A 14353-nucleotide genomic window follows, 5' to 3' on the forward strand; every position below is an offset into this window, starting at 1 on the left:
ATATATAAGCGGTACTAATTAGCCAACTACTTAGCCTCAATCTCATTTAAAATGACGGCATATCCGTTAGATATTTATTTAAAAAAACAGGAACATTTATGGAAATCAATCCGTATCAAGAACAAATCAAAGATTTATCTGAGCGTGGGCAGGATTTGCGGAGGTATCTTTGACTTTGATGGTAAGCAAGAGCGCTTAGAAGAAGTTAATTTAGAGTTAGAAAACCCCGAGCTATGGAACGATCCAGAGCGTGCGACCAAGATTAATAAAGAAAAAAGCCATCTTGATGGTGTCATCGATGTGGTAGTGTCACTTGAGACGACATTAGAAGATGCATCTGCTATGCTAGAGCTGGCGGTAGAAGAAGACGATGAATCACTGCTCGCTGATGTGCAGACCGAGCTAGATAATGCTGAAAAACGTGTGGCTGATTTAGAGTTCCGCCGGATGTTCAGTGGCGAGATGGATCCAAATAACTGCTATTTGGATATTCAATCAGGTAGTGGTGGTACAGAAGCACAGGATTGGGCTGAGATGCTGCTGCGTATGTATACACGTTGGGCAGAAGCGCATAATTTCAAAGTTGATGTGATTGAAGTGTCATCTGGTAGCGTCGCGGGTATTAAGTCAGCTACGATTGAGATCAAAGGCGATTATGCTTTTGGTTGGTTGCGCACCGAAATTGGCGTCCACCGTTTGGTACGTAAATCACCATTTGATAGTAATAATGGTCGTCATACCTCGTTTGCTGCGGTGTTTGTGTCGCCTGAGATTGACGACAACGTCGAGATTGATATCAATCCGGCTGACCTGCGTATCGATACCTATCGTTCATCTGGCGCGGGTGGTCAGCATGTGAACACGACAGATTCTGCGGTACGTATTACCCATGAGCCAAGTGGTGTGGTCGTCACTTGTCAGAACGAGCGTAGTCAACATGGTAACAAAGCCACTGCGATGAAAATGCTACGTGCTAAGCTGTATGAGCTAGAAATGCAAAAACGTATGGAATCACAACAAGCGGTTGAAGATGGTAAGTCTGATGTCGGCTGGGGCAGTCAAATTCGCTCGTACGTGCTTGATGACTCACGTATCAAGGACTTGCGTACTGGTGTTGAAACCTTTAACACTGGTGCTGTGTTAGATGGTGACCTCGATCAGTTTATTGAAGCCAGTCTAAAAGCAGGATTGTAAGCAGCCGTTTTAAACAAGCAGCCGTTTTAAAATAGCAACTAACATTTAATTAAGGAAAATTATGCCAAGCGTTAATAATTATTTTGATGATAAAGTGACTTCTATTGCCTTTAAAACAGCGACTAAGCCTGCTACTGTCGGTGTCATGGAAATTGGTGAGTATGAGTTTGGTACTAGCGAATTTGAAACCATGAGCGTGGTAAGTGGCGCGTTGACCGTTAAATTGCCAGAAAGTGACGAGTGGCAGACTTTTAATGCTGGCGAGCAATTTATGGTTGAGGCCAATCAGAAGTTTCAAGTAAAAGTGGCCGTAGAAACAGCATATCTATGCGTTTACGGTAAATAATGTCTAAGCTGCCTTAATATAAAGCCGTATTGATAAGAAAGCGCCAAGTGTTTAACACTTGGCGCTTTTTATTTGCTCATTCATTGTAAATCATAAGACAGGTAGTACAAATCATAGGTTTTTACGATACTGCACCATGTCCGTTAAGCTTGCGACTTTGTCATACAATTGGCGTGCATCAGCATTACTTTCTTGTGTTTTCCAATAGACGTGGTTGCAGCCTTTTTGAGTAGCAAAGTCATACACATATTCAATCAAGGCCCTTCCAATACCTTGCCCGCGAATAGATTCACTAACATACAAATCTTGCAGGTAGCAACATCCATTACTGGTCCAAGTGCTGGGATGCAGCACCACATGAGTGATGCCTACCAATGTACCATCCTGCCATGCGCCAAATCCATAAATAGCTACATTGCTATCTAGCAAGTTGCGCCATGTTGTGTCAGTCGTGCTCATGGGCAAACTGGTCTCATAAAAGGTTAGATAGTTTTGCCACAATGCTAACCAAAAGTCGTAATCTGCATTAGATAATGGAGTGATTTTCATAGAAGGGTTTTTCATTGTGTTTTATTCAACTTAAGTTTTGATAGTCATTAAATTATGCCCTAAAATTCAATAATTGAGAACCCTGCCATCCGCTTAGTTTTACACAGCATTACACTTTGTCTGTGTCAAATAAACAGCAAAAACTACCGTCATTAATTATGCTAAAACAGCATACTTATGTGTATACGGTAAATAAAATTTTTAGAAAGCGTATTTATATAAGGTTGTTTTTAGACAATCAACACCAAGTGTTTAATAACACTTGGTGTTTTTTATTTCTGAACTATAGAAAACTATAAGTTTTTACGATACTGCACCATATCTGTTTGAGTGGCAATGGTGTCGTATAGAGTGCGTGCCGTTGTGTTACCTTCTTGCGTCGTCCAATACACACGGTTGCATTTCTTCTGGCGTGCAAAGTCATACACATATTCAATCAAGGCTCGCCCGACACCTTGTCCGCGAACAGATTCACTAACATACAAATCTTCTAAATAACAACATTCCGTGGTATTCCATGTATTGGGGTGCAGCACCACATGAGTGATGCCTACTAATGTACCATCCTGCCATGCGCCAAATCCATAAATAGCTACATTGCTATCTAGCAAATTGCGCCATGTTGTGTCAGTCGTGCTCATGGGCAAACTGGTCTCATAAAAGGTTAGATAGTTTTGCCACAATGCTAACCAAAAGTCGTAATCTGCATTAGATAATGAAGTGATTTTTATAGAAGGGTTTTTCATTGTGTTTTATTCAACTTAAGTTTTGATAGTCATTAAATTATGCCCTAAAATTCAATAATTGGGAACCCTGCCATCCGCTTAGTTTTACACATCGATTACACTTTGCCCGTGGCAAGTAAACAGTAAAAATAGCCATCATTAATTATGCTAAAACGACTATTTTATAAGACGGATATTTTTATGGCTAAGCCAAACCATCAGACAGATAAAGCAGTAGATGTGCGCCATAACTATGAACATCTGGCTCGTTTGGCGAATTTACGCTACGTGAGTGATGATGAGCCTGGTTATGAGCGTAGACGCTGGGGTCGCGGTTTTACCTATAAGGACGCCACTGGTAACACGGTCAAAGACAAGGCTTTACGCAAGCGTTTTGATGCATTGGTGATACCACCGATGTGGTCGAACGTTTGGATATGCCAAGATGAAACAGGGCATTTGCAATCGACAGGGCGTGATGACAAAGCGCGCAAGCAATACTTGTACCATCCAGAGTGGGATCGCGTACGTGATCGAGCGAAGTTTGATGCCATGATTGGCTTTGCAGAGGCGCTACCGAATCTACGTGCTCAGGTTGAATTAGATCTAGATGCTAAGCCCTTGTCACGAGCTAATGTGCTCGCCGCGGTAGTCAAACTGTTAGAGACTACCTTAATTCGTATTGGCAATAGCCGTTATGCGAAGCTTAATAAAAGTTATGGTTTAAGCACGCTACGCAGCAAGCATGTAAATGAAACGGACAATGGACTGGCGTTTGATTTTGTCGGAAAAAGTGCAAAAGAGCACCATATTGAGCTACAAGACGAGCGTTTGATTGACATTGTACAGGCATGTTCTGAATTACCTGGCTACCAGATTTTCAAATACTTAGACGACAACGGGCACAAACAAGTCGTCGACAGCGCCGATATTAATGATTATATACGCACTCATACTGGCTGTGGTGATGGTACTGGCTGTGGTGATGGTACTGGCAATATGTATAGCGCCAAGGATTTCCGTACTTGGATGGCCAGTGTCCTCGCAGCCAGTCATTTATATGATGAGCTACAAACAGCACATGGAAAAACAATATTAGCCACTGATCCTAAAAGCGCTGAGCGCCAACAACTGGTCGTTGATATGGTCAAAAGCGTGGCAGAGGAGCTAGGCAATACCCCGACAGTATGCCGCGCATCTTATATTCATCCCGTCGTTATCGATCAGTTTTTAGCGGGTCAGTTTTTTGAGCCGTACAAAAATGCCCATCGTGGACGTACCAAAAAACATCAAAGCAGTGAAGAAAAGGCGCTACTAGGCTTTTTAAGCATACGATAGTCGGCTCACTATAAAACCTTAGGACGTTCATCTTGCTAGCCATACTAGACATCACTTAGGATGACACTCCTTGTATCGAAGTGATGGTTAATAGACTATATAGTGAATTTATATTTCTATAAAAATTAGTATTTACTATGAAAATGATACGTTATGTATTGAAATAAACATAAAAATGCGTTACTAATAGGACATGATAAATATGAAGATATTGAACGGTCTATAGGATGTGACCGTTTTACAATCATAACCACCATTTTACCAGTTATCTGTTATTGCTAAAGGATTAGCTTATGAACACGGCCTTTCAAACTGCTACGATCGTTGATGTAGACGCTACCATCACACCAAGAAACTATACTGATTATTATAATAACTTCGACATGAACGCGCTGCTGTCAGAAATCTTTGGCACGCAGATAGACGATCGATTGAATGCTTATATGGCATGCTGTGGTCGTCATGTACGTGACGGTCGCGGTGATAACATTGCGCTAGTACATGAAGATACCTCTGGCAACGTGACTCATATGAGCTTTGCTGAGCTAGATGCGGCGAGTGCGCAAGTCGCTAACTTACTACTGTCTTATGGCGTACAAGTCGGTGACCAAGTCGCGACCATGCTACCGCGTACACCTGAATTACTCACCGTTGTACTAGCAACTTGGCGGATTGGGGCAGTTTATCAGCCGCTATTTACCGCTTTTGGTTATGATTCAATTAAGTATCGGATGGACAAAGCTGACACCAAAGTCGTTTTTACCAATCAAGAGAATCGTGGCAAATTTGAAGATTTGGCCGAGCAAACCAAAATGGTCATGGTAGGTAACGTAGAGGATGCTCAGACTTGGGGTGATGATCACTATGCCGAGTCAATGGTAGCGCAGCCGCAAACTCTAGAATCCGTGACGCTCGATACGGATGCGCCATTCTTGCAAATGTTTACCTCAGGTACGGTGGGTAAATCAAAAGGCGTGAGTGTGCCACTAGGGGCATTATCGGCTTTCTATCTCTACATGCGCTACGCGATTGATTTGCGCGACGATGATCACTATTGGAATATGGCCGATCCTGGTTGGGCATATGGATTGTACTATGCAATCACTGGGCCTTTGCTATTAGGTGTCACTACTTATTTCAATGAAGCGGGCTTTGATGCTACCCATACTCGCGACTTTATGGTGCGTCATCAGATTACCAATTTGGCCTCTTCACCAACTGCCTTTCGTATGATGAAATCTAGCGGTGTGTTTGACAATGTTAATGAAGAAATTCATAACGATACGAATGCCAAACTATCTTTACGCTGTGCCAACTCGGCAGGAGAGACACTCAATACCGAAGTCGTCAGCTGGCTAGAAACCTATCTGGGCTGCCAAGTAAAAGACCAATACGGGCAAACAGAAACGGGTATGACTTGCTGTGCCCATCATGCACTGGCACATAAGAGTCCCGTTGGCTCGATGGGTATGGCGTTACCGGGGCATACATTGGTGGTACTAAATGATGACATACAAGTGTTGCCTGATGGTGAGCAAGGACAGCTCGCTGTTGTGGTCAGTCAATCGCCAGCATTTTATTTCCGTGGCTATAGCTGGAACGAAAAACAAGCCTTTGTAGATGATTACTATCTGACAGGTGATGTGGTCGAACGTCACAGTGATGGCAGCTATTGGTTCTCAGGGCGTGATGATGACATCATTATCACCGCAGGCTATCGGGTAGGGCCAACCGATGTCGAAAATACGGTGCTCGAGCACGAAGCAGTCGCAGAATCAGCAGCCGTTGGTGTGCCAGATGAGGTGCGCGGGCATACCATCAAGTCTTATGTGGTACTAAAAGACGGCATCGCTGGGAGTGAGCAAATTGCCAAAGAAATCCAAGACCTTGTGCGTAAGCGTCTATCCACTCATGCGTATCCGCGCGAGGTAGAGTTTGTGACAGAATTACCGAAAACGCCAAGTGGTAAAATTCAGCGCTTTTTACTACGTAGTCTGTCATTGGCTTAGCTGTAACTATGTTCATGATAGCTTTTGACGACTGGATTGAAGATTAAATATCAAATATCAAAACATCAATGCGTCAGGAAAATTAAGAAAACGTTCAATAAAAATACTAATTAAAGGAATAATTATGCAAATTGAAAAACACAGCTTTTTGGTGACGGGTGGTGCATCAGGTCTAGGCGAGTCAGTGGCTCGTGCTATCGTAGAGCAAGGTGGCAACGTCGTTATCGCTGATCTAAACGAGTCAGCTGGACAATCTCTAGTTGCAGAGTTGGGCGGTAATGCACGCTTTGTGCGCTGTGATGTGACTAGCGGTGATGAGGTGCAAGCGGCTGTGGATATGGCCGAAAAAGAATTTGGCGGCTTACAAGGTTCTATCAACTGTGCAGGTATCGCTGTCGTACAAAAATTGCTGGATCGTGAAAACAATCCAGCAGACCTTGGGTCATTCAGTCGCGGTGTTAATATCAATCTGGTCGGCTCGTTTAACGTGGCGCGATTGGTTGCGGCCAGTATCGCTAAACGCGTGGCTAATGATAGCAGTGTTGAAAAGAATTCAGATCAAGGCATTATTATTAATACCGCATCTATCGCTGCTTTCGATGGGCAAGTAGGTCAAGCCAGTTATTCATCATCTAAAGCGGGCGTGGTTGGTTTGACCTTACCGTTAGCACGTGAGTTGGCTCGTCATGGTATTCGCGTGATGACTATCGCACCTGGTGTATTTGCCACACCCATGATGGACAGTATTCCTGAAAAAGCTCGTGAGGAGCTAGAGGCAGGTGTCCCTTATCCTAAGCGTTTGGGTGCGCCAAATGAGTTTGCTAAATTGGCTGTCCATATCATTGATAATGCCTACCTAAATGGAGAAGTCATTCGATTAGATGGTGCGATTCGTATGGTGTAGTTATCTGTATAAAATGACAGAGTGATAGTCATTTTTCATATGATTTACACAGTAGCAGGTGCCATGTTTTGATAGATTATGATTAACTGTATTTAACGTTATCAATATCACAAAGGGTCATCTCATGGCATTCTTACGTAATCGCACTCATCGCTTCTTACTTATCTTGATTGGCCTCGGGGTGGTTACGGTTATCAGCAGCAGCGTTTTTAATTACATGACACGCGCGTCTGCGAGTAGCAGTACCTTTGATAAGCAGAATAATCAGCCTATCGCTGATGTGGTGATTGATAAAGTGTTCGTTGATAAATCCGAACGCCGTTTGCAGTTATTGAGTGGTGATGACGTCATTCGTACCTATCGCATTGCCTTGGGCGATAGTCCAGTCGGGCATAAACAGCAAGAAGGCGATCAGCGCACACCTATCGGTACTTATACGTTAGATTATAAAAACGAAAATTCTATTGCCCATCGCTCTATCCATATCAGCTATCCCAATGCTGCCGATAAAGCCCGTGCTAAGCAATTGGGTGTCAGTCCGGGCGGAGATATTATGATTCATGGTCAGATGAATGGCTTTGGTCATTTGGCTGCTATCAATCAGAAGTACGATTGGACCGATGGTTGTATCGCCGTTACCGATGATGAGATGGATGAAATTATGGCGGCAGTAACGCTTGGCATCCCTATTGAGATAGTAGAATAGGGCTATCTATTGTGTTCTGATAGAGCCAATCATTTATAAATCAGATAACGTGTCAGGATTACATAATCTACTATCTGTATCGTTTTTACTTTGAATACCTTTACTCACTGCCACTCACTCTCCTTGTGTCTATATTATTTTAAATCGACTAGCTGATCTTAAAACGACTACCTATCATTCATATTTAATCGCATACTAATCATGCTTTTGCATGGTTATACTGTGTCTATAGTCGATTAACTACTAAACCGCTACGGCGTTACCCTCCTTAGATGTACTAATTGTACAATCTGCAGTCGGCTGCCTTGTACCCATTTTAGAGTTCTGTGACTATATTTTTAGTTATTTCATAGTGCCATTTGCTCTAAATGCCTTTTAAATTTATCTTAAAAGTATATTTAAACGATATTAATCAATAGGCGAAGCTAAATATCATTGCTTATAGTAAGGTTTTATTCGATAATTGGCTTGAAATAGGTGTATATATACCTTATATAAGTGACAGATAACAGTAGTCGCTAGACTATAAAGCATCTGCTGTAAATACTAATTATAAAAGGATGTGAATATGAGATTTGAGAAATTTACCCAAAAACTGCAATCCGCTATTCAAGAAGCACAAAGCCTAGCATTAGGCCGCGATCATACGGGTATCGATCCTGTGCATCTGCTTGCTGTATTGCTACAAGATGAGTCTAACTTGTCTATTTGCCAACAAGCGGGCGCTTCTATTCCTGCTCTAAAAAACGGTGTGGCGAAGGCATTAGATAATCAAGCAACGATTTCGGAGCCGACAGGTGACGTCAATCTGAATCCAAACTCGGTCAAGATTTTAAACTTGGCAGATCGCCAAGCGCAAAAAGAAGGTGATGATTTTATCGCCACTGAATGGGTGATGTTGGCACTTGCTGAACAAGGTGAAACCAAAAAGATATTTGAAAGTGCTGGTGTCACAGCAAGCAAACTAAAAGCGGTGATTGAGCAGCTGCGCGGTGATGATACGGTGAATAACCAAAATGCAGAAGATCAGCGTGATGCATTAAATAAATACACCATTAATCTGACTGAGCAGGCGGAGCTTGGCAAGCTGGATCCAGTGATTGGTCGTGACGAAGAGATTCGCCGTACCATTCAGGTGCTATCACGCCGTACCAAAAACAACCCAGTGCTCATTGGTGAGCCGGGTGTCGGTAAGACGGCTATCGTCGAAGGTTTGGCACAAAAAATCATCAATGGTGATGTGCCAGAAGGTCTACGCCGTAAAGAAGTATTGTCATTAGACTTAGGCGCACTGATTGCAGGGGCAAAATTCCGCGGTGAGTTCGAAGAGCGACTCAAAAGCGTATTGAGCGATTTGGCCAAGCAAGAAGGCAACGTCATCTTATTCATCGATGAGCTGCATACCATGGTCGGCGCCGGTAAATCTGAAGGGGCGATGGATGCAGGTAATATGCTAAAACCTGCACTAGCTCGTGGTGAGCTACACTGCGTTGGTGCGACGACATTAGATGAGTATCGCAAGTATATTGAAAAAGATGCGGCACTTGAGCGTCGTTTCCAAAAAGTACTGGTCGATGAGCCAACGGTTGAAGATACCATTGCGATATTACGTGGCCTCAAAGAGCGCTATGAGCTGCATCATGGGGTCGATATCCAAGACAGCGCCATCATTGCTGCGGCACGCATGAGCCATCGTTATATTACCGATCGCAAGTTGCCAGACAAGGCGATTGACTTAATTGACGAAGCGGCCAGTCGCTTACGTATGGAGATGGACAGCAAGCCTGAAGCATTAGGCAAGCTAGACAGTCGTTTGATTCAGTTGAAAATGCAGCGTGAAGTACTCAAAAATGAAGAAGACGCTGGCGCGCAAGCAGAGCGTAAAGTATTGAATGCGCAAATTGAAGAGCTAGAAAAAGAGTACGCTGATCTTAATGAAATTTGGCAAGCAGAAAAAGCACTGGTCAAAGGCAGTCAGCAGCTAAAAGACGAGTTAGACAAGGCCCGTATTGCCTATGACAAAGCCAGTCGTGAAGGTGACTATGAGACCATGAGCAAGCTGCAATACGAAACCATCCCGCAGCTAGAGCGCCGTATCACTGAGTCTGACTTGGCAGAACAAAAAGAGCAGACAGGTGAAGGCAGTGGTGTTAAATTGCTACGTAACAAAGTCACAGACAATGAGATTGCGGAAGTAGTTGCGGCTGCCACGGGTATTCCAGTCAACAAAATGATGCAGGGCGAGCGTGAAAAAATGCTGGCAATGGAAGAAAAACTCCATGAGCGCGTGATTGGTCAAGATGAAGCGGTCGAATCGGTAGCAAATGCAGTACGCCGTAGCCGAGCGGGCTTGTCTGATCCCAACCGTCCTTCTGGCTCGTTCTTATTCCTTGGGCCTACAGGGGTCGGTAAAACTGAGCTGACCAAGTCATTGGCGAACTTCTTGTTTGATAGTGAAGATTCGATAGTGCGCATCGACATGAGTGAGTACATGGAAAAACACAGTGTCAGCCGTCTCGTAGGGGCGCCTCCAGGCTATGTTGGCTACGAAGAAGGCGGTGCGTTGACTGAGGCTGTTCGCCGTAAACCTTATAGTGTGATTTTGTTTGATGAAGTTGAGAAAGCGCATCCTGATGTATTCAATATATTATTACAAGTGTTGGACGATGGGCGTTTGACGGATTCGCAAGGTCGCGTCGTTGATTTTAAGAATACTGTGATTATTATGACCAGTAACTTGGGTTCGCATAAAATTCAAGAAATGGTCGGTGAAAGTTACGAGGATATCAAAGCTGAGGTGATGGACTCTGTTGGTCAGCATTTCCGCCCAGAGTTTGTCAACCGTATCGATGAGATTGTGGTCTTCCATCCACTTGGTATGTCGCAAATGGCAGGAATTGCTGCCATCCAGCTAGATCGTTTGCGTCAACGCTTGCATGATCGTGAGATGGATATCGAGCTGTCAGCTGATGCGATGAACAAGTTGGTCGCGGTCGGTTATGACCCTGTGTATGGTGCGCGTCCGCTCAAACGTGCCATTCAGCAGGAGATTGAAAATCCATTGTCATTGAAGCTATTGGCGGGTGATTTTGTAGCGGGAGATATCATCAAAGTCGATGTCGGTGCTGATGATAAGCTGAGCTTTAATAAACTTAGAATGAGTTAATATCTAAAAAAACGGACTATTTCTTCATAAAACCAACCCCTTACTTGCCTATATTTTACATGGGTAAGTAAGGGGTTTTTACGTTGTAGGCTATTATTATTTACCGTTTGCATGCTTTTACTATGCTATAAATAATCTAAGGAATCATAAGACGAATGCAAAATACAAGGAGATGACAACATGGCGATAATCAATGAAAAATATCTAAGTGCGCCGTTAACTTTACCGATTATAGTAGCAACATTGCTGATTAGCACGTCGGCGTGCTCCAATCAGTCGGTAGTTAATACCAATGAAGATCTAGCAGAATACAAAACCTCAGATACTAATTCGTCCATGAGTGTTGATAAACCAGAATTTACCACTGAAATTATTGCTACTTTTAATGAACCTTGGGCGATGGCAGCGTTACCTAAAGCGGATAATGCACCACAAAAAATATTGGTGACACAAAAGACAGGTGAGTTATTTATAGTTGATATCGAAACAGGTGCGAAGATAGCAGTGACTGGCGTACCAAAAGTCGCTTATGGCGGGCAAGGGGGACTTGGTGATGTGGTTATTGCGCCAGATTTCTCTAGTTCTAACAATCTCTATATAAGCTACGTTGAAGCAGGTGAGGGTGCAGATAGTAATGAATTCGGTGCCAAAGTCATTAAGACAAGATTAATGGGTTTAGATACCAGTACACCAAGTTTGCAAGCTATTACGCCCATTTGGGAGCAATCTCCAAAAGTAAAAGGGCAAGGACATTACAGTCATCGTCTCTTGTTTTCACCTGATGGACAATATTTATATATCAGCTCAGGCGAGCGCCAAGAAAAAACGCCAGCGCAAGATATGAGTGTCAATTTGGGTAAAATTATACGCCTAAATGCTGACGGCTCTATCCCAGTAGACAATCCATTTTTAAATGATACAAATGACATCGCCAAGCAGTTTTGGACGATAGGTCATCGTAATATATTGGGCATGGCATTCGATGATAGCGGTAAGTTATGGGCGCACGAGATGGGTCCAAGAGGCGGAGATGAGTTTAATCTGATTGAAAAAGGCAAAAATTACGGCTGGCCACTCGTGTCCAATGGTCGCAATTATTCGGGGATTGATATCCCTGATCATGATACTCGGCCTGAGTTTGAAGCACCCAAAATCACATGGACACCAGTTATATCACCTTCATCGATGAGCCTCTATTCTGCGGGTACAGAGAATGATTTTCCAGCATGGCAAGGCAATGTGCTGATTAGTGGTTTGTCATCCAAAGCGCTCATTGTGGTGAGTATGAATGATGACAACACAGCTTCTGAACGTTATCGCTATGATATGGGGGAGCGTATTCGTAGTGTACTGGCGGTAGATGGTAACGTTTGGGTGTTAGAAGATGGTAATGATGGTCAATTACTCAGATTATTGCCTAAATAACATCATGCTAGCGTTCTAAGAAGGTAGTGTTGATTTCTTAGTTTATTCAATTATTTTAAATAAATTTATTAAATCTTTTAGATTAAATTAACTGTTTTATCAAGCTTTATTTTGTAAAAGATTGATAGTTAAGGCCTATTTTGTTAAGGTAATGTTCCTTGGATTTTGAGACTTGCACATGGAAGAAGTAAAAGTAGGCAGATTAGGACCTTTTCCACGGGTGAGTAAACCTGTGTTTATTACATCGTCACTGTTGATAATTGGATTCATTATTTTTGGTGCACTTTTCACTGAAACAGCAGGGGCCGTCTTTAGTTTTTTACAAAATTTCATTACTGATAAGTTTGGTTGGCTGTTTATTCTCTTAGTCAATGCGGCGCTCGCGCTTTGTATTTACTTGGCAATGAGTCGCTATGGCGACATTCGGCTAGGCAATCAAACGGAGCGACCACAGTACAATCTGTTCTCTTGGATTGGTATGTTGTTTTCTGCAGGTATTGGTATTGGCTTAGTTTATTGGGGTACAGCGGAGCCGTTGTATCACTTTATGGCACCACCAATGGGCGATGCCGAAACGGTAGCAGCTGCAAAGCAAGCGATGAACATCTCATTTATGCATTGGGGTCTACACGCTTGGGGTATCTATACGGTTGTGGCGCTGTCTTTAGCGTACTTCCATTTCCGTCGTGGGTTGCCGTTATCGATTCGATCAACTCTGTATCCTTTGCTCGGCAAAAGAATCTATGGCCGATGGGGGCATACGGTCGATATCTTGGCAGTGTTCGGTACGATGTTTGGCGTGGTTACCTCACTAGGTCTTGGCGTGATGCAGATCAATTCTGGACTAGAGAAGTTGTTTGGTACGCCTAATAGTCTTACGGTACAGTTTGGTTTGATTGCGTTTATTACAGCGCTTGCAGCCGCTTCTGTTATGATGGGCTTGGACAAAGGTATTAAGCGCCTTAGTGATATAAATATTGGATTCACAATCGTCTTATTGGCGTTTATGGTCATCTTAGGGCCGACGCTGTTTATCTTTGATAGCTTTATTGAAAACATCGGCAACTATCTGACCGTGATTGTACCACTAGGTACGTGGGGCGAGTCTTATAGCGGGACAGATTGGCAAAGTAGTTGGACGATATTTTATTGGGCATGGTGGGTTAGTTGGGCACCATTCGTTGGTATCTTTATTGCCCGTATCTCTCGCGGTCGTACTATCCGTGAATTTACGCTTGGGGTGTTGTTGATCCCAATGCTTATCTTGTTCTTCTGGTTCACGACTTTTGGTGGCGTTGCTGTTCATATGGAGCTTGCTTCAGCCGTGTCGGGTATCAGCCCAGGATTGGTTGAAGCAGTACAAGCGGATTCTGGTAGTGCCATCTTTAAGTTGGTTGAGTACTACCCATTGGCAAAACCGATTACGCTACTGATTGTGGTTATGATCATGCTATGGTTTGTGACCTCATCAGACTCGGCCAGTTTTGTTATCGATATGCTGACCGCTGGTGGTGATACCAATCCTCCAAAGATTCAGCGTTTGTTTTGGGCAACAACAGAAGGCGTTATCGCTGCTATATTGCTAGCGGCTGGTGGACTATCTGCCTTACAAGCGGCGGCTATCGTAGCCGGACTACCGTTTGCCTTAGTGATTTTTGTCATGATGTATGCGTTGTTACGAGGTTTGAGTCGTGATCGTCTGATTCTATATCGAGCTCAGCAAGGCTTTATTACTGATGAATCAGCAGACCATAATTCAGCGAATGAATTCGTTGATGAGCACTTGTTAAAAGGGCCACCTAAGATTGTAGAGGGTGACTAATCATCAAAGATAACTAATAATTGTTGCAGCATTTATTGTTAATTAAGTTGCACTGATTAGTAGTGACGTTCGAAAAAACCCCTAAAATACGCAGGTATTTTGGGGTTTTTTATATTTTCAATTGTAATGAATATCTGCTTAGATTTGATAGTTTGCGCATATCTTGTTA

At 43.2% G+C, this 14353-nt stretch carries 11 protein-coding genes; 9 read left to right on the forward strand and 2 right to left on the reverse strand.

Features of this window, described 5'->3' with window-relative positions; all coding sequences use genetic code 11:
* The first annotated feature begins 98 nt into the window (after positions 1-98).
* Positions 99-1194 (forward strand): peptide chain release factor 2 gene (prfB, locus tag I6E84_RS09585; RefSeq protein WP_110922751.1). Its coding sequence is split into 2 segments (ribosomal slippage): positions 99-170 and positions 172-1194, totalling 1095 coding nucleotides; the frame shifts between segments, so codons are not numbered across the junction.
* A gap of 61 nt (positions 1195-1255) precedes the next feature.
* A complete protein-coding gene (locus tag I6E84_RS09590; protein WP_197217706.1) occupies positions 1256-1540 on the forward strand; it encodes a pyrimidine/purine nucleoside phosphorylase in 285 nt (94 codons plus the stop codon).
* Positions 1541-1651: 111 nt separating this feature from the next.
* Here the strand turns inward: I6E84_RS09590 and I6E84_RS09595 are convergent, their stop codons facing one another.
* Both I6E84_RS09595 and I6E84_RS09600 read right to left on the reverse strand, forming a co-directional pair.
* On the reverse strand, positions 1652-2089 hold the full coding sequence (locus tag I6E84_RS09595; protein ID WP_227681431.1) for a GNAT family N-acetyltransferase: 438 nt from the start codon (positions 2087-2089) through the stop codon (positions 1652-1654).
* A 293-nt stretch (positions 2090-2382) separates the two neighbouring features.
* A complete protein-coding gene (locus tag I6E84_RS09600) occupies positions 2383-2835 on the reverse strand; it encodes a GNAT family N-acetyltransferase (protein WP_197217708.1) in 453 nt (150 codons plus the stop codon).
* A gap of 180 nt (positions 2836-3015) precedes the next feature.
* On the opposite strand from I6E84_RS09600, the gene I6E84_RS09605 reads away from it, so the two are divergent.
* The 7 genes from I6E84_RS09605 (at position 3016) to I6E84_RS09635 (ending at position 14184) form a co-directional block, all read left to right on the forward strand.
* Entirely contained in the window at positions 3016-4152 is a 1137-nt protein-coding gene (locus tag I6E84_RS09605; protein ID WP_197217710.1) for a DNA topoisomerase IB, read from the forward strand.
* A 293-nt stretch (positions 4153-4445) separates the two neighbouring features.
* Positions 4446-6161, forward strand: a complete 1716-nt coding sequence (locus I6E84_RS09610; RefSeq protein WP_197217712.1) for an AMP-binding protein — start codon at positions 4446-4448, stop codon at positions 6159-6161.
* A 124-nt stretch (positions 6162-6285) separates the two neighbouring features.
* Positions 6286-7065 (forward strand): SDR family NAD(P)-dependent oxidoreductase, encoded by a 780-nt coding sequence (locus I6E84_RS09615; protein ID WP_197217714.1) that lies wholly within the window; start codon positions 6286-6288, stop codon positions 7063-7065.
* A gap of 124 nt (positions 7066-7189) precedes the next feature.
* The gene (locus I6E84_RS09620; RefSeq protein WP_197217716.1) at positions 7190-7771 is read left to right on the forward strand and encodes a L,D-transpeptidase family protein; all 582 of its coding nucleotides are present in this window, start codon (positions 7190-7192) and stop codon (positions 7769-7771) included.
* 568 nt (positions 7772-8339) lie between these two features.
* The gene (gene clpB / locus I6E84_RS09625) at positions 8340-10937 is read left to right on the forward strand and encodes an ATP-dependent chaperone ClpB (RefSeq protein WP_197217718.1); all 2598 of its coding nucleotides are present in this window, start codon (positions 8340-8342) and stop codon (positions 10935-10937) included.
* A gap of 180 nt (positions 10938-11117) precedes the next feature.
* Positions 11118-12362 (forward strand): PQQ-dependent sugar dehydrogenase, encoded by a 1245-nt coding sequence (locus I6E84_RS09630; RefSeq protein WP_197217720.1) that lies wholly within the window; start codon positions 11118-11120, stop codon positions 12360-12362.
* 178 nt (positions 12363-12540) lie between these two features.
* On the forward strand, positions 12541-14184 hold the full coding sequence (locus I6E84_RS09635; protein WP_197100100.1) for a BCCT family transporter: 1644 nt from the start codon (positions 12541-12543) through the stop codon (positions 14182-14184).
* Positions 14185-14353: the final 169 nt, after the last annotated feature.

Source organism: Psychrobacter sp. SCQQ22, assembly GCF_015864605.1.
In the GTDB taxonomy this organism is placed as follows: Bacteria; Pseudomonadota; Gammaproteobacteria; order Pseudomonadales; family Moraxellaceae; genus Psychrobacter; species Psychrobacter fozii.